Annotated in this window: 16 protein-coding genes and 2 pseudogenes; 13 read left to right on the top strand and 5 right to left on the bottom strand. The window is 53.4% G+C overall.

Translation table 11 applies throughout. The features are described from left to right. The first annotated feature begins 217 nt into the window (after positions 1–217). Together trmL and NSU18_RS10470 are read left to right on the top strand one after the other, a co-directional pair. Positions 218–682 carry a tRNA (uridine(34)/cytosine(34)/5-carboxymethylaminomethyluridine(34)-2'-O)-methyltransferase TrmL gene (trmL, locus tag NSU18_RS10475; protein WP_036697752.1) on the top strand — a complete coding sequence of 155 codons (465 nt, stop codon included), beginning with the start codon at positions 218–220 and terminating at the stop codon, positions 680–682. 152 nt (positions 683–834) lie between these two features. Next, positions 835–1,089, top strand: a complete 255-nt coding sequence (locus tag NSU18_RS10470; protein ID WP_341019920.1) for an AbrB/MazE/SpoVT family DNA-binding domain-containing protein — start codon at positions 835–837, stop codon at positions 1,087–1,089. Between the two features lie 429 nt (positions 1,090–1,518). Here NSU18_RS10470 and NSU18_RS10465 read toward each other — a convergent pair whose 3' ends face one another. Both NSU18_RS10465 and NSU18_RS10460 read right to left on the bottom strand, forming a co-directional pair. Next, entirely contained in the window at positions 1,519–2,586 is a 1,068-nt protein-coding gene (locus NSU18_RS10465) for a phosphodiester glycosidase family protein (protein WP_341019922.1), read from the bottom strand. Further along, a complete protein-coding gene (locus NSU18_RS10460) occupies positions 2,583–2,990 on the bottom strand; it encodes a hypothetical protein (protein ID WP_341019923.1) in 408 nt (135 codons plus the stop codon). The genes NSU18_RS10465 and NSU18_RS10460 overlap by 4 nt, the downstream gene beginning before the upstream one ends. A gap of 371 nt (positions 2,991–3,361) precedes the next feature. Here NSU18_RS10460 and NSU18_RS10455 point away from each other — a divergent pair, with 371 nt between their 5' ends. The 8 genes and pseudogenes from NSU18_RS10455 (at position 3,362) to NSU18_RS10420 (ending at position 12,830) form a co-directional block, all read left to right on the top strand. Further along, a complete protein-coding gene (locus tag NSU18_RS10455; RefSeq protein ID WP_341019925.1) occupies positions 3,362–4,018 on the top strand; it encodes a DNA-binding response regulator in 657 nt (218 codons plus the stop codon). A gap of 67 nt (positions 4,019–4,085) precedes the next feature. Then, entirely contained in the window at positions 4,086–5,303 is a 1,218-nt protein-coding gene (locus NSU18_RS10450; RefSeq protein WP_341148954.1) for an aminotransferase-like domain-containing protein, read from the top strand. Between the two features lie 315 nt (positions 5,304–5,618). After that, on the top strand, positions 5,619–6,320 hold the full coding sequence (locus NSU18_RS10445) for an ABC transporter ATP-binding protein (protein WP_341148953.1): 702 nt from the start codon (positions 5,619–5,621) through the stop codon (positions 6,318–6,320). Between the two features lie 31 nt (positions 6,321–6,351). Further along, positions 6,352–7,125, top strand: a complete 774-nt coding sequence (locus NSU18_RS10440; protein WP_341148952.1) for a hypothetical protein — start codon at positions 6,352–6,354, stop codon at positions 7,123–7,125. A gap of 225 nt (positions 7,126–7,350) precedes the next feature. Beyond that, positions 7,351–8,808: pseudogene (locus NSU18_RS10435) on the top strand (glycoside hydrolase family 1 protein). Positions 8,809–9,055: 247 nt separating this feature from the next. Next, positions 9,056–9,907 carry a BglG family transcription antiterminator LicT gene (gene licT / locus NSU18_RS10430; protein WP_341019932.1) on the top strand — a complete coding sequence of 284 codons (852 nt, stop codon included), beginning with the start codon at positions 9,056–9,058 and terminating at the stop codon, positions 9,905–9,907. Positions 9,908–10,046: 139 nt separating this feature from the next. Then, entirely contained in the window at positions 10,047–11,948 is a 1,902-nt protein-coding gene (locus tag NSU18_RS10425) for a beta-glucoside-specific PTS transporter subunit IIABC (protein ID WP_341148951.1), read from the top strand. Positions 11,949–12,644: 696 nt separating this feature from the next. Then, a complete protein-coding gene (locus tag NSU18_RS10420) occupies positions 12,645–12,830 on the top strand; it encodes a hypothetical protein (RefSeq protein ID WP_341148950.1) in 186 nt (61 codons plus the stop codon). Between the two features lie 88 nt (positions 12,831–12,918). On the opposite strand, the gene NSU18_RS10415 is transcribed toward NSU18_RS10420, so the two are convergent. Next, complete coding sequence (locus NSU18_RS10415) at positions 12,919–13,065, bottom strand: DUF2161 family putative PD-(D/E)XK-type phosphodiesterase (RefSeq protein ID WP_341148949.1); 147 nt, start codon at positions 13,063–13,065, stop codon at positions 12,919–12,921. A 266-nt stretch (positions 13,066–13,331) separates the two neighbouring features. Then, a pseudogene (locus NSU18_RS32370) lies at positions 13,332–13,667 on the bottom strand (DUF2161 family putative PD-(D/E)XK-type phosphodiesterase); the annotation flags it as partial. Positions 13,668–13,979: 312 nt separating this feature from the next. Here NSU18_RS32370 and NSU18_RS10405 point away from each other — a divergent pair. Then, positions 13,980–15,875, top strand: coding sequence for a PrkA family serine protein kinase (locus NSU18_RS10405; protein ID WP_341019939.1), 1,896 nt, complete (start codon positions 13,980–13,982; stop codon positions 15,873–15,875). Positions 15,876–16,067: 192 nt separating this feature from the next. On the opposite strand, the gene NSU18_RS10400 is transcribed toward NSU18_RS10405, so the two are convergent. Beyond that, positions 16,068–17,009, bottom strand: a complete 942-nt coding sequence (locus NSU18_RS10400; protein ID WP_341019941.1) for a hypothetical protein — start codon at positions 17,007–17,009, stop codon at positions 16,068–16,070. Positions 17,010–17,172: 163 nt separating this feature from the next. Between NSU18_RS10400 and NSU18_RS10395 the strand changes: the two genes are divergently transcribed. Together NSU18_RS10395 and NSU18_RS10390 are read left to right on the top strand one after the other, a co-directional pair. Continuing rightward, positions 17,173–17,757, top strand: a complete 585-nt coding sequence (locus NSU18_RS10395; RefSeq protein ID WP_341019942.1) for a TetR/AcrR family transcriptional regulator — start codon at positions 17,173–17,175, stop codon at positions 17,755–17,757. 57 nt (positions 17,758–17,814) lie between these two features. After that, the gene (locus tag NSU18_RS10390) at positions 17,815–18,747 is read left to right on the top strand and encodes an AraC family transcriptional regulator (protein ID WP_341019943.1); all 933 of its coding nucleotides are present in this window, start codon (positions 17,815–17,817) and stop codon (positions 18,745–18,747) included. The last annotated feature ends 379 nt before the right edge of the window (positions 18,748–19,126 follow it).

Here is a 19,126-nt window from a genome sequence, read left to right as displayed (position 1 = left end):
CGGAAGGTTTATATGTTTTGGGGTCCCCGCAAAGTACCTGAGTCATCACCCTACGCTAAAGCCCCACTTTGTGGGGTTATTTTGCCCATAGCCAGGATCACCTGAGCCCGGCCTGTACCTGCAAGCAGCAAGAATACATCACAGGGACAAGGAAGGCAATGCGGGTATCTACTCCGCCGCAATTCTTAAGACCCTACAGAGAGGAAGCATCCGACTTATGGCATTACACATTGTGCTGGTGGAACCGGAAATTCCGGCGAATACCGGCAATATCGCCCGTACCTGTGCGGCGACAGGAACCCATCTCCACCTCGTACACCCGCTGGGCTTTCGCACAGATGATGCTACGCTGAAGCGTGCCGGACTCGATTATTGGCATGCGGTGAATATTGAATATCATAATTCCTTCAGTGAAGTATTGGAGAAGTATCAGGAAGGGCGGTTCTTCTACGCAACCACCAAGGCCAAGAAGCGCTATAGTGATTTCGCCTTCCGGGATGGAGACTTCTTCGTGTTCGGGAAAGAAACCAAGGGCTTGCCGGCAGAGATCCTGGAGGCTGGTCAGGAAACGGCGATGCGGATGCCGATGAGTGAGGCGGTCAGATCGCTTAATTTGTCCAATTCAGCAGCGATTGTGGTCTATGAAGCGCTCCGGCAACTGGATTTCCCACAACTTTTCTAAAAGTTGACATCATTTTTTATTTTTTTCAGCAGGATTCGACATTTTAGTAACGAAATAGTTGATTAGTGCCGAAGAAAGTAATAGGGTACGTGAACTTGGAAGTCAGAATGGCACTACTAATCATAAGTTGAACAGGAGAGTGTAAGTTAGATATGAAACCTGCTGGCGTTGTACGTAAAGTAGATCAGCTGGGTAGAATTGTTCTGCCTAAGTCTCTGCGTAAAAGGTATCAAATGAATGAAGGTGATCCTGTAGAAATTCTCGTTCAGGGCGACCACATTATTCTGGAGCGTTACCGTCCGAAGTGTGTCTTCTGCGGATCTATGGAAGGCGTAAGCGAATATAAAGACCGTTACATTTGTGCAAGCTGCCTTACCGAGATGACCCAACTGCCAAAACACGCGTAAGCGTAGATCGCATCAATTATCTACATAGGGTAAAACACATACGCGGCGTCTTATAACATGGATGCTGGTTGGACTCGGCTTCAGTGAATAGTGAAGAACACAAAAAGAGCGCCGCACATCAGTGCGGTGCTCCTTTTTGTGACATACGATGAAACGGGTGCCGTCCCTAAAAGGACGGCAAAGCCGTTTCCACTTGGGCGGATTGTTCGCGGAGGCGGATTACAGCCCCTTAGTCTTGTCGTCGTTGTAGGAAGAAGTAAGAATACCGGCCAGAAACAGTACGAATACCAGGGTCACGATCCAAAAAGTCAGGGAGAACGACATGCAGGCACCTCCATTATTGACGATCTTTGTTACCCTGAGTATACCCTTTTAATGTGTAAAAATAAATGAAAATGTGATATTTAGCATTGACGGTTATACTTGGGGTTACTTGAAGAACAGGAAGTTCGTCGGGACACGGCGCAGATTGCCGTCTGATGGCTTGTTGATGACCTTGCCGCGGAAAATCATGGACGATGAGCCGCCGCCGTCCAGGTTATAAGCATCAATGACGCCGAGATTGTACAGCTTATCCTGCAGCTCAGCGAGTGTAGCTCCCGAGTTGCCGTTCTCGTCATATCCGTCAGCGACCAGAATTAGCAGCTGATTATCCTTATAGTTGCCTATGACAGTGCGCGGTGCACGCTTCGGAGCCAGCTGCCACTTCAGCGGAATGGCGGTCTTGCTCTGATTCTTCAGCAGCACGGGTACGAAGGTTGCCCCGAATACCGGCTCCAGCTGATCGAGCTGGTCACGGCTGGTGAACTTGCCGCCGATCAGCTGGCCGGACTTGTTCAGGCCGACGAAGCTGAGATCCTTGTAGCTGGGCTCGAAGCCGTACAGATATTGTCCGCCGACGATGGTGGTCGAGAGCGGATAACGCTTGCCGTTCTGATCAGCGAACCCCCCGGCATTAATACCGGCCGAAGCGCCGTAGCGGTTCACGGCCTGCATGGTGGTCTCCGAAGCGCCCGTGCCGTCACCGGCCAGACTCATCTTCATAGCTGTGGAATCCTTCAGCTTAATCTTCATTGCGTATGCTGTATAGTTGCCGGGGTTCAGCCGGTATAATTCGATGGTAATCCGGTCGCTGCTGATCACATCGGCGGGAATGCCGAGCCGGGAACTAATCCGGCTGTTGTAGATCCGCTCGGGACGGGAGGTCTGGGCTGCTGCTGTGCTGACCAATGCATTCATAGCATTCGTGGTCTGCTTGTAGAGCTGTGCGCTGGTGCCGATAGAGTCAATGGTGTACGCGGCATAGCTCTTGGCCACAGCCAGGTCCTGCTTCAATTGGGCGGTTTCATTCACGGGTCCGGGGTCAGCTGCGAAGGGGGCGGTATTCAGCTTAAGCTCAAGCGTGGGCTGGTACAGCCACAGGCAGAGCAGCAGTCCGAACAATGGAGCGGTCAGGAGCATGAAGAACCGGTTCACTCTTTTGACAGGCGTCATCATTTCAGCAAATCCATCTCTTTCTTGAGCGTATCAAGCTGTTTCTTGACCTCGCTTAATTGCGTGTACAGCTTGTTGCTGTTGTCCGTCTTGTTGCTGGCATTATCCTTGGTGAAGGTCAGCAGCTCGTTGAATGTCTGTACGGTGCTCTGAAGCTCCTTCACTTGTTCTGACAGAACGGCAATCTTCGACTCGTAGTCGGTCTTCAAAACGGTAAGCTGCTGCTGGCTTTGAGATCCAAGCTGGCTCAGCACCTGATCCTTCAGATGATTGGTGTAGCTGTACACGGCATATGCGCCGGCTGCGATCATCAGAATCCAGAACAGTAGAAACCATTTTACGGACGAGCCGCTTCTCTCTGCACTCCGGCGAGAGTGTACCCGGGTCGATTCCGCTAGCGGTTGCATTTCATCACCTCAAGCCATATTTTTTCATGATAAAGAATTTACATGTTTCGGGGTCCCCGCAAAGTATCTGAGTAAACATCGAAGCCAAAGCCTCACTTTGTGGGGTGATTTTTCAAGTCCTCATTCTATCAGACTTTCAGGTTTTTCGCAAAAGTGAAAGAGCCGCGCAGAAACGACAAAAAGTAATTGCATCCTGTTAAACTACTGCGATACAATTTCTATAGATTGGAATATCTGATGGACGTATTCAAGGTAAAAGAAGGAAGATTAGACTTAGGACAGCATAGATCCTTGCTTGCGTGTTGACAGGAAACGCTTACAGCGCTTTCCATTCTGGAAAATTATATAGATAGCAGGAGGTCTGGGCATTAATGACGAAGGTCTGGCAGGTGGTCATCGTGGGATGTCATCCCACAAGTATGCTGGGAACAAAATTAATACTGGAAGATGAGGAGGGATTGACGGTAGACGGAATGTACGCTACCTGGGAAGAATGTCTTGCGGGCATGGAGGAATCCCGGCCTGATCTGGTGCTGAGTGATTATCAGATGCAAGGTGGAACCGTAGAGCAGGTGCTGCCGGACATGAAAAAAAGCTCACCGTTCTCCCACATTATTATCATGACGGAGGAGAACGATAAGGAAATATTCCTGCCCCTGGTTGAACTGGGAGCGAGCGGGGTATTGTCGAAGGGAGCCACTCCGGGTCAGCTTCTGCAGATGATCCGCGGTATCCGCGAAGGGTTCCTCTCGATTCCGCTGGAGTGGATTGAAAAGGGCTTCCGTCCGGTAGCCTCCTCCAGAGGACTGGAAGGCGTCTTGCAGCTGACACAGACTGAGATGTTCATCATGGAACGCATTGTGCAAGGAATTACATACGACAAAATCGCACTTGAAATTGAAGTCAGCCGCCGTTCAATCGATAACTACCTGCGCAAGATTTATGTGAAGCTGGAAGTATCGACAAGAGCGCAGGCGATTGAAAAGTTCGCGCTTTTCTCAAGACAGAACAAGCAAATCTACGCATAATCCCTGTATTACGACATAATGGCGTCAGGACTGGAATATTCTTAAACCAGATAAAGGGGGGAAGCGTATGAAGTATGAGTTTTCTTCGCGCGCACATACATTGTTATCTTCACCGCTGCTGAGTATCCGTAAGGAGACACGCCGGGGTACGCTAATCTCGTTGGCAGAAGAGCTCCCGGCAGAAGAATTATTTCCGCTGTCACTGCTGTCTGAGGCAGCATCTACCGTGATCTCCACAGATGCAAGCGCGCTGCAATACGGGGAGCCTGAGGGGTATGGCCCGCTCCGTGAATGGCTGACCGGAGATTGGCTCCGCAGCAAAGGAGTGGCGGTAGCCGAAGGCGGAGTGCTGCTGACAACGGGCAGTCAGCAGGCTATCGATCTGCTGTCCAGGGTGTACATTGATCCCGGGGATCATGTGCTGGTTGAGAATCCGACGTCTCCCGGTATTCTGCAGGCGCTGCGGATGCAGGGAGCCGTCATTATTCCGGTCCAGGGGGATGGGGACGGCCTGCTGCCGGATCATCTGCGCCGAATGATCCGCAGCTATAGGCCCAAGATGCTGTTCGCTGCGCCAAGCTTCACCAATCCCAGCGGAGTGCTCTGGAGCCTTGCCCGGCGGCAAGAGATTCTGGAGCTGTGTATCTCACATAATGTGCTGATCGTGGAGGATGATTCCTACGGCGATTTGCACTTCCAGCGGAGTGAGGGCCATCCCTCCAAGAAATATCCTACTCTATACGCGCTGGAGAATGTCAGCGAAGGCGGGCATGTGCTGTATATCGGCTCGTTCAGCAAGACTGTTGCGCCGGCGCTGCGGACGGGCTGGGCGGCGGGAAGCCGCGAGCTGATTGGCATGATGGCTGCCGCCAAGCAGATGGCGGACTGGCAGTCCAGCTCGCTGAACCAGCGGCTGCTGCATCATCTGCTCAGCGTGTCGGCCTTTGATCTGCGGGATCATATCGCGCTGCTGAACCGCGAATACAATACCCGCCTGAAGCTGATGGCGGAGCTGCTGAAGCGTCCGGCCTGGAAGAACAGTGTCTACGACATGCCAACCGGCGGCATGTTCCTCTGGGTATCGCTGCCCGAAGGGCTGGACGCTATCGCTCTGCTGCGTGCTTCGTTATCCAAAGGGGTAGCCTTCCTGCCTGGTCCGCTCTGCAGTGTAAGCGGAGGCTCAGACCGCATCCGGCTCAATTTCAGCCATCCCGGCCGCGACGAGCTGCTGCTGGGGATGAATCTGATGAGTGAGGCGGTGACTGAGTTCACCGCCCGGAGCTAGGATACCATCAAGTGAACGATTGATAGGACGTCTTGTAAGAAGAGTGACCGCTTGGCCTTGACGGCAGGCGGTTACTTGGCGTTTTGGGGCCCCCGTAAAGTACCTGAATCATCATCGGAGCTAATGCCCCGCCTTGTGCAGTGTTTTCGGGGTCCCCGCAAAGTATTTGAATTAACACCGAAGCATTACTTCACTTTGTGGGGGAGAGTTTGTGGGGTTACTTGGCGTGCAGGGATATAAGAAGAACATGCGTCTAATCATTGTGAAAAGATACACAATTGAGACCGATGTTTATCAAAGGGGATGCATGCGGAAATGCAAGCGATGGAGAATGTACTGGAGTGCAGGAATGTAACGAAACGCTATGGGAAGAAGACTGCGCTAGACCAACTCAGTCTGACGATTCCCGCAGGTAGAATCGTAGGGCTGCTCGGGCCTAACGGGGCGGGGAAGACGACGCTGATGAAGCTGATTGTCTCTCTGCTGCGGGATTATAAAGGCAGCCTTACGGTCAACGGCATTCGTCCCGGTCTGGATACCAAAAAAATCGTGTCTTATCTGCCGGATCGTGAATTCCTGTATCCGTGGATGACAATTGAAGAGAGCATTGCTTTTTTTGACCACTCGTTTGCCGACTTTCAGCGGGAGAAGGCGTACAGCATGATTGCAGCGCTGGGTCTGAATCTGCAGGATAAAGTGAAGTCTCTGTCCAAAGGGATGCAGGAGCGGGTGAGTATCTCGCTGGTGTTCGCGCGCAAGGCCCGGCTGTTCGTCCTGGACGAGCCGCTGGCGGCGGTGGACCCTTCCACACGGGATAAGATTATAAGGATTATTCTGGATAACTTCGACCCGGATAGCTCGATTCTGATCAGTACGCATCTGATCCACGATGTCGAGAGCCTTTTCACGGATGTGGTGTTCGTGAATGACGGTAAGGTGCTGCTGCAGGGGAGCGTGGAGGAGCTGCGGCGGGAATACGGTGTACCGATTGAGGAGTTGTTCAAACGTCTGATTTAATCTGCTAAAAACAACAAAAGGGGAGAACATCATGGTTCAATGGCATCAATTCAAGCTGGAATGCCGGAAGCATTTCGCTGTATTTGCTATCTTCACCGCCTTAAGCGGTCTGGCTAATCTGTATTTTCTGTTTGACCGGGGACAGGATATGGCCTTTGTCTTTCTGCTGGTAAATATGGTGATTGGCATCCTGCTGCCGGTCTATATTTACATGGATTATTACAGGGAATTCTTCACAGGGACGATGCCGGTTAACCATATGCTGCCGCTGCGAACCTCCTCGCTCTTCGGTGTGAAGTCTGCTGTCTTCATGCTGGGTCTTACCGCAGTCTGGTCTACCACTTTGCTGGATGTATTCCTGAATCCCGAAGGACTGTATCAGCTGCGGATCGCACACTCCACAAGTCCCGCGCTGGGCGTCACCTACTTCATACTCTCCAAGCAGTGCAGTCTTCCGGCAGGCCTGGCGCTGATGGGTCTGGCCCTTGCGGCTGCCAAAAGATTCCGTAAGCCTGTGCTGAGCCACATCTGTATTGCTGCCCTCATCGTCCTCATCACCGGTATCCAGTTTGCTCTGGTAATCCGGGGAAGCGAGCATTTCAGCATCGGCTCCTCTGCGGCGGACAGCTTCAAGCAATATGCGAATCCGCTTACCGTGAGCCCGGCAGGGAGGGAGCAGCCATCCAACATTAACGAGACTATTAACTGGCTGTCTGTCGGCATAAATCTGCTGGTAGCGCTGCTGGCCGGAGCTGCGGGCAGTGCGCTCTTGAACGGGCGTAAATATGAGCTTCACGGAAAATGAGCGGATTTTCATTTGAATTTTACCGGAGGCTATGTTAGGCTGGAGTCAATTAAATCTTCCATAAACACATCGTTTACTGGATTGTTACTGGCCGTGCCAGGCAAAACCTAAACTGATGGTGACTGATTTGAACCCGCTCGCCGGGCTCGATGATCTTGCCAGAGGTTTAGGTTTTTCTGTTATATGGGCCATGCAGAAACATTATAATGAAAAGGGGTAAGGACTATGGCTACAGTACTTAACGGATTTCCTGAGCATTTCTTATGGGGCGGCGCAACCGCTGCCAATCAGCTGGAGGGCGCTTTTGATCAGGGAGGCAAAGGGCTGTCTACGGCAGATATGATCGCTTTCGTGCCTAAGGATAAGCGCAAAGGGGATCATTCCATGGAGATCTCTTCGGAGCGGATCGCCCGGATTCTTGCCGGTGAGACGGATGACTGGTTCCCGAAACGCGAAGGCGTTGACTTCTATCACCGCTACAAGGAGGACATTGCTCTATTCGCAGAAATGGGCTTCAAGGTATTCCGGCTGTCCATTAACTGGGCCCGGATCTTCCCGAACGGCGATGACGCCGAGCCTAACGAGCAGGGTCTTCAATTCTACGACGATGTATTCGATGAACTGCTGAAATACGGCATTGAGCCGCTGGTTACCCTCTCGCACTATGAGACACCGCTCGGTCTTACACAGAAATATAACGGCTGGGCCAGCCGTGAAGTGATCGGCTTCTATGTAAAGTATGCGGAGACTGTATTTACCCGTTACCGGAATAAAGTGAAGTACTGGCTGACCTTTAACGAGATCAATGTCATGCTGTTCAGTCCATATACCGGAGGCGGGATTCTCACAGACCGTGTAGAGAACAAGCTGCAAGCGGTCTTTCAGGGGCTGCACCATCAGTTTGTAGCAAGTGCCCTGGTGACCAGACTGGGACATGAGATTATTCCGGGCTCGCAGATCGGCTGTATGCTGGCCCGTATGGAGAGCTACGCGCATACCTGCAATCCGGCGGATGTGCGTAAGAGACAGCAGGAGGACCAGCTGAATCTGTTCTTCACGGATGTGCATGCGCGCGGCAAGTACCCGCGTTATATGAACCGTTATTTTGCCTAGAATCAGATTGAGATTGTCCGTGAGCCGGGGGATGACGAGCTGCTTGCCGCGAATACAGTAGATTTCATCTCGTTCAGCTATTATATGACACTCACTGTGTCCGCAGGCCCGGAGGGTGAGGCTACAGAAGGGAATCTGCTGGGCGGTATCAAGAACCCGTATTTGAAAGCCTCCGACTGGGGCTGGCAGATTGATCCTGTAGGGCTGCGCATTACCCTCAACAACCTGTACGACCGTTACCAGAAGCCGCTGTTCATTGTGGAGAACGGACTAGGCGCCTATGACAAGGTGGAGGAAGACGGGTCTATCCATGACCACTACCGGATTGATTATTTGCGGGAACACATCAAGGAGATGAAGGAAGCGGTACTGGATGGCGTGGAGCTGCTGGGCTATACGGCCTGGGGCCCGATTGACCTGGTGAGCATGTCGACTTCGGAGATGTCCAAGCGCTACGGCTTCATCTATGTCGACCTGGATGACACGGGAAGCGGCACGCTGAACCGCAGCAAGAAGGATTCGTTTGAGTGGTACAAGCAGGTCATTTTGTCGAACGGTGAAATATTGTAGGTGAAATGGGGCAAGCTTAAGAAGCACGGGCCTTAATAAACCGTTTTCATAAAAGTGTTGTCATATTTACAATGATATGCTAAGATGCTGCTACAGGTAAAATAACTGGATTGTTACTGTTCATTCAGGCAAAACCAGAAACGGGCACTCTTTTGATGCCGTTTTGGTTTTGCCTTTTTTAACACAATAATGTTGTATCCCGCGCCTGCGGGGGGAATTTATTACTCTGACGGTGTAAGGTGATGGAATGAAAATTGCTAAGGTGCTCAACAACAATGTGGTCACCGTAATCGATGCCAGCGGGAAGGAACGGGTCGTAATGGGCCGCGGAATCGCCTTCAAGAAGCAGCCCGGGGATGACGTTGAGGATGCCCAGGTTGAGAAAGTATTCGCCCTGGAGAATAAAGAAGGTTCACAGAAGCTGATGTCGCTTCTCTCGGAGATCCCGCTGGAATATGTGGAGTGCACCGATGAAGTGATCCGTTATGCCGAGACGGTGCTCGGGGAGAAGCTGCATGACAGCATCTATATCTCACTGACAGACCATATCCATTTCGCCATCGACCGCCACCGTCAGGGGCTTCAAATCAAGAATGCGCTGCTGTGGGAAATCAAACGGATGTACCGCAAGGAATTCTCCATTGGACTCAAGGCGCTGCAAATTATCGAGGAACGGCTGGGTGTTCTCCTTCCGGAGGACGAGTGCGCTTTTATCGCAATGCATCTGGTGAATGCGCAGATGAACGGTGAGATGCGGGAGACGGTGAGCATCACGAATATCGTGAAGGACATCCTGAATATTGTCCGGCGGAGCTTCCTCATCGAGCTGGATGAAGAATCACTCGGGTATTACCGCTTCCTGACCCATCTGAAGTTCTTCGCGCAGCGGGTGGTTCAGGGCACTCCGATGGAAGAGCGGGACCAGGATCATGCGCTGCATGATCTGGTAATGAAGCAGTACCCGGCCGCCCATGCGGTTGCGGTGAAGATCGCGGATTATACCCGCAAGATATACAAGCGGGTCTTGTCCAAGGAAGAAATATTGTATCTGACCATTCATATTGAACGGATTATCCGTAGTGGGGATATAACAGAATAATGTGGTGCAGGATTGCTACTCGGTACAGAGGCAAAACCTAAACCCGGACAGTGCTGGAGGCAGAAGACTGCCTTTCTCCGCTGATCGGCGTTTAGGTTTTTTTTGCGTAAAACATACTATAGCTAAGGAGCAACATCTTATGAATACAAAAGAGCTGTCAAAAGAAATATTGAAGCTTGTCGGCGGAGAAGAGAATATCGATCAGGTTACCCATTGTATGACCCGCCTGCGCTTCAACCTGAATGACAACAACCGTGCGGACAAAGCTGCCCTGCAGAAGACGGACGGGGTTATGGGCGTGATGATTAACGGCGGGCAATTCCAGGTCATTATCGGCAACGATGTGCCGGTGGTCTACAATGACCTGATTGGCAATATGTCCGTTTCTCCTGAGAAGAAGGCTTCCAGTGACAATGTGGAGAAAAAGAAGCAGAATCCGCTGAGCAAGCTGTTTGACTTCATCTCGGGGATCTTCACACCGATCCTGCCGGCCATTACCGGTGCGGGGATGATCAAGGGGATTGTCGCCCTGCTGGTAGCGGTGGGCTGGATGGGGACGGAGAACTCCACGTATATCATACTCTCGGCGATCGGGGACGGCGCCTTCTACTTCCTGCCGATTGTTCTGGCTATCAGCGCTGCGCGTAAGCTGGGAAGCAATATGTACATCGCTGCTGCAATCGGAGCGGCCATTCTGCATCCGACCGTCACCACGCTGCTGGGGTCAGGAGAGCCTGTTACCTTCGCTTCACTTCCGGTGGTAGCTGCAACCTATTCTTCATCCGTCATTCCGATTGTGATTGCAGTATGGCTGGCCTCCTATGTGGAAAAAGCCGTTGATAAAGTAACCCATGCTTCGCTGAAGCTGATTATCGTTCCAACGGTAACGCTGCTGGTCATTGTGCCGCTTACCCTGATTGCCGTAGGCCCGCTGGGTGTTATCATCGGGGATGGCCTGACCGGAGGCATCAGCTGGCTGTTCGAGAATACGGGACTGTTCGCGGGCCTGCTGCTGGGCGGAACCATGTCCCTGCTGATCATTACCGGGATGCACTATGCCCTGATTCCAATCATGATCGCATCCATTGCGCAGCTTGGCTATGACTATATGATTCCGATTATGATGGTAGCGAACTTCGCCCAGGCGGGCAGTGCGCTTGGTGTCTCTCTGAGAACGAAGAACAGCAAGCTGAAGTCCCTCTCCCTGTCTACAAGTATTACGGCCTTCATGGGGATTACAGAGCCGGCTATGTACGGTGTGAATATGCGGCTTAAGAAACCGTTCATCGCTGCCCTGATCGGCGGAGCCGCCGGTGGTGCGTTCCTCAGCTTGTTCAAGGTAAAAGCGTATGTCATCGGCGGACTCGCCGGACTCTCCGGCATTCCGATGGTTCTCGGTGCAACCTTTGTCTATTCGGTCATCGGCTTCGCCATCGGGGCGGTCGTTGCTGCCATTGTCACTTATATTATTGGCTTCGAGGATGAGCCGGAAGCTGCTGCTGCGCCTGCGGTGACTCCTGCCGAGTCTGTACACACATCTGCTGCTGCCACTACTGTAATCGGCGCTGCTGCTGAGTCTAAGATGGTGAATCAAGAGGTATTCAGCCCGATTGCCGGAGCGGTGAAGCCGCTGAGCGAAGTAAGCGACCCGGCCTTCTCGGAAGAGATTATGGGAAAGGGATATGCGATTCAGCCATCCGAAGGCCGCGTAGTCTCGCCGGTTCAGGGAACGGTGTTCTCCCTCTCGAAGAGCGGGCACGCGATTGGTCTGGTCAGCGACAGCGGGGCAGAGATGCTGATCCATATCGGCATCGACACAGTGAAGCTGAAGGGCCTGCATTTCTCGCCCAAGGTAACCGCCGGAACCCGGGTGGCCGTCGGCGATCTGCTGATGGAATTCAATCTGGTGGAGATTGAGAAGGCTGGCTACAGCACAATTACGCCGGTTATTATTACCAACATCCAGCAGTATCAGTCCATCCAGTCTGCTGGCGCTACCTTCGTTAAGGAGAAGGAGCTATTGTATACGGTCCTTGCTTAGGCTGAGCTGGGGGCCTGGAGTGGATGAGTGAATGGCTGGGGCTTGGTGAATGAGTGAAGAGCTGGAGCTTGGAGTGAAGGAGTGAAGAGCTGGGGCTTGGAGTGAGTGAGTGAAGAGCTGGAGTATAAGGAAGTAGGATGTTTTAGAGTATAGGACAGGTAAGTGGGTAGAAAAGGTATAAAGGAGTTGTCGCTCGCAGCAGGTCTGCGTGGGGACAACTCCTTTTTTGGCCGAATGTATGCTAAAAAGCGAACACAATGTGTTGGGCGAAGGCAAGCGGGCCGAAGGTGTGTGGAAAACCGAATACAATGTGCCGGGGCGAGGCTGAGAGGTTCGAATGTGTGTGGAAAACCGAATATAATCTGTTGGCGTCCGTCCAGTAACTTTGTTCTGTGGAGGTAGGTGGAAAAAGTACAACTAATTTGACTGGAGTGCTGAAAGTTGGGATGTTAGTTGGAAAAAGTACATCTATTCGGCTGAAATATGCTAGTTGAGACCAAAAGGTGGGGAATAAGTGTTGTTTATCCAACTAATCTTTTGCGGCGGGAAAAACTCAGCAAATTAAGTGTTGATTATCCAACTATTGGCCGGGTGGTGGTGGCGTGAACGGATCATGATGGTGTGAATGAGCATGTAAAGTAAGGTGCGGCGGCTTGGGTGAGATTGGTGGAGCAGCGAGTGGACAGATAAGCAGCCGTGACCGCCCGGGCCCGGCAGGTGAAGTGGCAGATGGATAGCAGGATGCGTGGCCAGGGTCCTGCAGATGGAGCAGTGAGCGGACAGGTGTGTAGGCACGGCGATCCGCGTCCGGCTGGTGAGCAGCGAGCGGCCTGGCAGACACGGGTGATCTGCGTATGCCTGAAGCAGCGGACAGATGGGTAGGCAGACGTATGGCCCCGGGCCCGATAGGTGGAGCGGCTCGCCGAGGGCGGACGAACCCGGTGAGCTCCGCTGCCGCCCCGGCGCGGGCCTACAGCTTGCCCGCGCTGATCTCCGCGACTCTTGCATACTCGATCAGCGCCGCTTGTCCGGCGGCCGTGAGCGTGTAGCGGCCGCGCTGCACCCGGAAGAACCACGCATAGTAGTTCTTCTGCAGGATCGCAGCGGCGCCGGGCACGCCGCTGCGCTTCCGCAGCGCGGCGGGCGTGACGCCGCGCGCGCCCTCCACCCGGCTGTGCGCAGCCGCCGGGCCCGCACCCGCAGCGGCATCATCCGCCGCTGCAGCCTCACCCGCGGCCGCCGTCTCCCCGGCGGCCAGGGCCGTGTCCGGCGCGCCGCCGAGCGCCGCGCGCCCCCGCAGAGGCCGGCCGCTCCGGCGGCTTCGGCCTCCAGGGCCTGCAGCGCGAGTGCCACGCGCAGCGCCTTCTCGCGGTAGGCCGTCACGAGCTTGACGCGCGTGCTGCCGCCGGTGTTGTAGTCTCCGCTGCGTTCGCGGAACTCGTAGAGCAGCCGCTCGCGGCGGCGGACGGCGCTGCGGGCCTGCGGCGGCGTCTCGCCCGGCTCCGCGAGCACCTCGACGAGCGGCGCCTTCGTCTTGTAGAAGACGACGGTCACGAGCCCGAGGCCGAGCCGGCGGCACAGCCCGGTGAGCTCGCCCCAGCGCTGGTTGACCGCGCCCTTCTTCTCCCTGACGCGTTCTACCGCTAGGTAGACGTTAGGGCTGAGCCGCAGCCGTTCAATCCCCTGCAGCAGCAGGGCGAGATTGAATGATTTTTTCATCTCCACAATGAGCGGCTGCGCCTCGTCCTCCCGGATGCCGACCAGATCGCAGGTACGCACCTCGCCCTTGATCTCGTAGCCCTGCCGTTCAAAAAACCCCTTCAAAGGAGCATACAGCTCCGTTTCCTGTTTGATTGCCAATGGTTGTCACTCCTGCCCTGAATTTCAGCTTAATTATTCTAGAGAAATCATGATTCTCTATTATAGCACAGCAAAAAAGAGGTCAACTATTCCGGGCTCGCCGCATAGGTATGTAATACACTTTCTAAGCTTGGTGGAGCAAGTAGGAGCGCAAGAGGAGGCAGCGAGCCAATGGATATTTTTGAGCGTATAGCAACGCATCGGGCTGAGAACGACCGTTTGGCGTGGAGCGGCACTTTCAAGGACTATATAGAACTGCTGAAACTGGACCCCGCTCCCGCAAAAACGGCTCATGCCCGCGTCTACGACATGATCAAGTCACACGGCGTCGAGGACATCAACGGGCGGAAGAGGTATAAGTTTTTTGAACAGGAGATCTTTGGGCTGGACCGTGCGGTGGAGAAGCTGGTAGAGGAGTATTTCCATTCAGCCGCCCGGCGGCTGGATGTGCGCAAACGGATCTTGCTGCTGATGGGGCCGGTCAGTGGAGGGAAGTCGACCCTGGTTACGCTGCTAAAGCGCGGGCTGGAGCAATATTCACGTACGGATGCGGGTGCGGTATATGCCATTGAGGGCTGCCCGATGCATGAGGACCCGCTGCATCTGATTCCGCTGGAGCTGCGTCCGGAGATTGAGCGGGAGCTGGGAGTAAGGATTGAAGGCAATCTCTGCCCGTCCTGCCAGATGCGGCTGAAGAATGAGTATCACGGGAATATTGAACAGGTGGCGGTCACCCGTGTGCTGTTGTCGGAAGAGGAACGGGTGGGGATTGGCACATTCAGTCCTTCCGATCCGAAATCGCAGGATATTGCCGATCTGACCGGCAGTATCGACTTCTCCACCATCACTGAATTCGGCTCGGAATCCGATCCGCGGGCCTACCGCTTCGACGGGGAGCTGAACAAGGCTAACCGCGGGATTATGGAATTCCAGGAAATGCTGAAATGCGATGAGAAGTTCCTGTGGAATCTGCTGTCGCTGACCCAGGAAGGCAATTTCAAGGCCGGGCGATTCGCGTTAATCTCTGCGGATGAAATGATCATTGCCCACACGAACGAGACCGAATATAAATCCTTTATCTCCAATAAAAAGAACGAAGCGCTCCAGTCCCGCATGATCGTCATGCCGGTTCCCTATAATCTGCGCGTCTCTGAAGAGGAAAAGATCTACGCCAAGCTGATCGGCCAGAGCGATATGAAGCATGTGCATATTGCCCCTCACGCGCTGCGCGCGGCGGCGATCTTCTCTATCCTGACCCGGCTTAAGGAGAGCAAGAAGCAGGGCATGGATCTGATCAAGAAGCTGCGCATGTATGACGGCGAAGAGGTTGAGGGCTACAAGGAAGCAGATCTGAAGGAGATGCAGACCGAATACTTAGATGAAGGCATGTCCGGCATCGACCCGCGTTATGTCATTAACCGCATCTCCAGCGCCCTGATCAAAGGCGATCTGCAGTGCATGAACGCGCTGGATGTGCTGCGGGCGATCAAGGACGGTCTGGATCAGCATCCTTCGATTACGAAGGAGGAGCGCGAGCGTTATCTGAACTTTATTTCCATTGCCCGCAAGGAATACGATATTCTCGCCAAAAGCGAAGTGCAAAAGGCCTTCGTCTACTCTTTTGAAGAATCAGCCAAAACGCTGTTCGAGAACTATCTCGACAATATCGAAGCCTTCTGCAACTGGTCCAAAATCCGCGACCCGCTTACCGATGAGGAGATGGAGCCGGATGAGCGGCTGATGCGCTCCATTGAAGAGCAGATCGGCATCTCGGAGAATGCGAAGAAGGCCTTCCGCGAGGAGATTCTGATCCGTATCTCGTCCTATTCCCGCAAGGGCAAGAAGTTCGAATATAACAATCACGACCGGCTGCGTGAAGCCATTGAGAAGAAGCTGTTCACGGATCTCAAGGATATCGTCAAAATCACCACTTCCTCCAAGACACCGGATGAAAGCCAGCTCAAACGGATCAACGAGGTCAGCCGCCGCCTGATTGACGAGCATGGCTACTGCCCGATCTGCGCCAATGAGCTGCTGAAATATGTCGGAAGCCTGCTGAACCGCTGACGGAGGCGGCTTCACGGATACTGGGGACCTGGGACTGCCATTAGGCAGTCCTCATGTCTGCCCCGGCGTCAATCAAGACTTGCAGGTTCAGCAAAAAGGGAATATCCCAGGCCATTGTGATGGCTTAAGGATATTCCCTTTATGTTATCTAGGCGGCTAGACCCTTATCCGCATGGCTAACCTCTACGTCTCCTAATCCTCCTGAGAGTCCTTAGGCTCCTGGTGCTTCCCGCCAATTTTGAAGCTGAATTGGCCTTTATATTTTCCGAGCTGCCCGCCCAGGCCGATGCCTGCGCCTTCACCGCCGCCGAACTGGGCCTTGGCCTCAGCCCCGATGCCCTTGTTGCCGCCTAGCTGAACATGGGAGTCAAAGCCGGCGCCTTGACTAAGCCCCAGATGAGCACCTGCATCTGCATCCAGCCCGTGGTCGCCGCCGGCCTGCGCGCCAATCTGGACATCTGCGCCCTGCCCGCCGCCTAGCTGGGCCTTGGCCTCAGCCCCGATGCCCTTGTTGCCGCCTAGCTGAACATGGGAGTCAAGACCGGCGCCTTGGCTAAGGCCCAGATGACCGCCAGCGTCTGCACTTAGTCCGTACTTGCCGCCTGCCTGCGCACTGAGCCCGGCATCTGCACCCTGGCCACCGCCGAGCTGGGCCTTGCCCTGTGCGGTCACCCCGTATTTGCCGAAGGCCTGGGCTTCGGCGTTCACTCCGAGACCTTGCCCGTTGCCTACATGAGAATCACCTTGCGCTGCAATGCCATAGGAGGGGCTGCCGATATGGCCGTCTGCCTGTATAATTGCGCCGCTGTACGCCAATTTTCCTCCGGCATTCAAGCCAATGCCGTGTTTTCCCCCTAACTCACCTCCTGCATCGACATGAATTCCCTTGCCGCCGGTTTGACTTGCCCCGGGATGGCCGTCCGCCGGCTTGTTCGCGGCGGCCGGAGGTTCGGAGGCCCGGATAGTCTGTGTAATCCCGGCAGCTACAGATTGCTTATCAATCCCCGGAGCGGTCTCCTCAGCGGTCTCCGAACGTAACAGGTGGTAATAATGCGAAAAGGGGTAGGGCTGCGGCAGATGCCGATAGCCTGAAGGATGAACTGAACTAGCCGAATCTTCGTTCCTGTAATTCATGCGGGATACCTCCATTCTTAATTCATTACAATAGCCTATTCGCCGAAATGGGAAGTGATACGTGTCAGCTGAAGATAAAAGTGCATTGTAATGCCTGTAAGGCTATGCTACATTGTGTGAATGAATTGAAGAATATTCACTCAGAGGGTTGGAGGGCTTACAGATGGAAGATAAGAAGGCAGAGATTTTCAGACGCGGTACAGAGCTGTTCAGCTCCAAAGGCTTCAAGGACACCAATGTGTCCGACATTACCAAGCTCTGCGGATATGCCGTAGGCACGTTCTATAATTATTATGCCTCCAAAGAGAAGCTGTTCATAGAGATTTATCTGCGGGAGAATGAGGAGCTGAAGCGGAGCATGATGTCTCAGATCGATGCGGAGGATGAGCCGGCCAAGGTGCTCAAGCAGATGATGGAGCTTAATTACAGCGGGATGAATGAGAACCCCATCCTGAAGGAATGGTACAACAAAGCACTGTTCAGCAAGCTGGAGAAGGAATTCTATGCGCATGGCGGGATAGAGGGAATTCATGAGATGATGAACAGCGGCATGCTGGAGTTAATCCGGAACTGGAAGTCCAAGGGGAAAATCAGAACGGATCTTGCGGACGGGATGATTCTCGCCTTGTTCAACTCTATTCCGTATATCGACATTCACAAGGAAGAGATCGGGGCAAGCTATTTTCCGCAGCTTCTGGATCATATGGTGGAATTCATTATGCAGGGCTTAACGGATACACAGCGCTGATAAAGAGCAAGACCGGATCAGTCCCGCAAGCCACCGTCTGATATAATGAACTTATCTATGTCTATTGAAAGGCCGGTGGAGTCACTGAATTACAGCAGAGAGATCGGACAGACGATTGATTATATTGAGGAGCATCTCATGGACCCGCTGACAGCGGAGCAGATTGCGGCGTATGCAGGATATTCGCTGTATCATTTTTGCCGGATGTTCAGCCAGTCTCAGGACATGCCGGTCATGGAATATGTGCGCACCCGAAGATTGTCGCGGGCTGCCGTTGAATTGTTCAACGGGCGGAGAATTACGGAGATTGCGCTGGAATATGGCTTCGAGACCCCTGGAGGCTTCGCCAAAGCCTTCCGCAAAACCTACGGCTACAGCCCCTCCCAGTACGCGGCGCGGATGAGCGGATATCTCCGGGACCGGCTGGAGTATGAGATCAAGGCCTATATGGCAGAGCCGGTATTGGTGACGAAGCCTACTTTTAACGTAGCGGGTTACGGGATTGAGACCAATGTAGAGGCCGGAAATGCTACGCAGGACGTCGCCTCCTTCTGGTATTACTATGAGGGCGACAATCTGGAGGACCAGATGTACGCGAAGCTGAATCCGCCGAAGCACGGGGAGGTCGGCTTGTGCATTCCGGCAGGCACTGGCGGCAACGCTGTCTATCTGCTGGGGGTTATAGTGGAGGACTTCAGTAAGGTTACTCCTGACATGCTTACGGCGGTTGTGCCTGCGGCGCAGTATGCGGTATTTACGACACCCCCGGTGGACGCTACCGATGAGGCGAGACCGGAGACTTTTGCCGAGGTGGTCAAGAGTACCTGGAGATATATCTTCGAGGACTGGTTCCCGGGCAGCGGCTATATGCACGATGAAGATAAGCTGAACTTTGAATTCTACGACGAACGCTGTCACGCCCGCGTGGATTCGGTGATGGAGATTTATGTTCCGGTGCGTGAGCGAAGGTTTCATGAAACCCTAAAGTAGGTAATGGTAATAAGTGGAAAAAAGAGCGTATTAAAAATATGGGATGTCGGGTATAAAAAGATGCAGTACAGCTGGCAATGAGTACTTAATCTTCTGCTCAGAGAGGATGGGTGACGGTAATGAGAATGGCATTTGTGCTGTTTGACGGCATGACCAGCAATGAAGAAGAATAGACAGATTTGACTGAAGAGCCCTTTCTCGTGTCTTGGATGAAGGGGCTCTTTGTGTTAAGCATTCAGCAAGGCCGGAACAGCCCGACAAATCAGCATCTGTTAAGATGAGATTAGGCCTGGGTGAATGAGGTGAAGCGTCAGCCGTGGACAAGCCGCGTAAGATGATAATAACTATAACCATCGTATGTGCAATGTTAATTCTCTAT

The sequence above is a fragment of the Paenibacillus sp. FSL H8-0048 genome, assembly GCF_038002825.1.
Classification (GTDB): Bacteria; Bacillota; Bacilli; order Paenibacillales; family Paenibacillaceae; genus Paenibacillus_AQ.
Note: the sequence above shows the minus strand (reverse complement) of the source record. Positions and strands in the feature narration are given on the sequence as shown.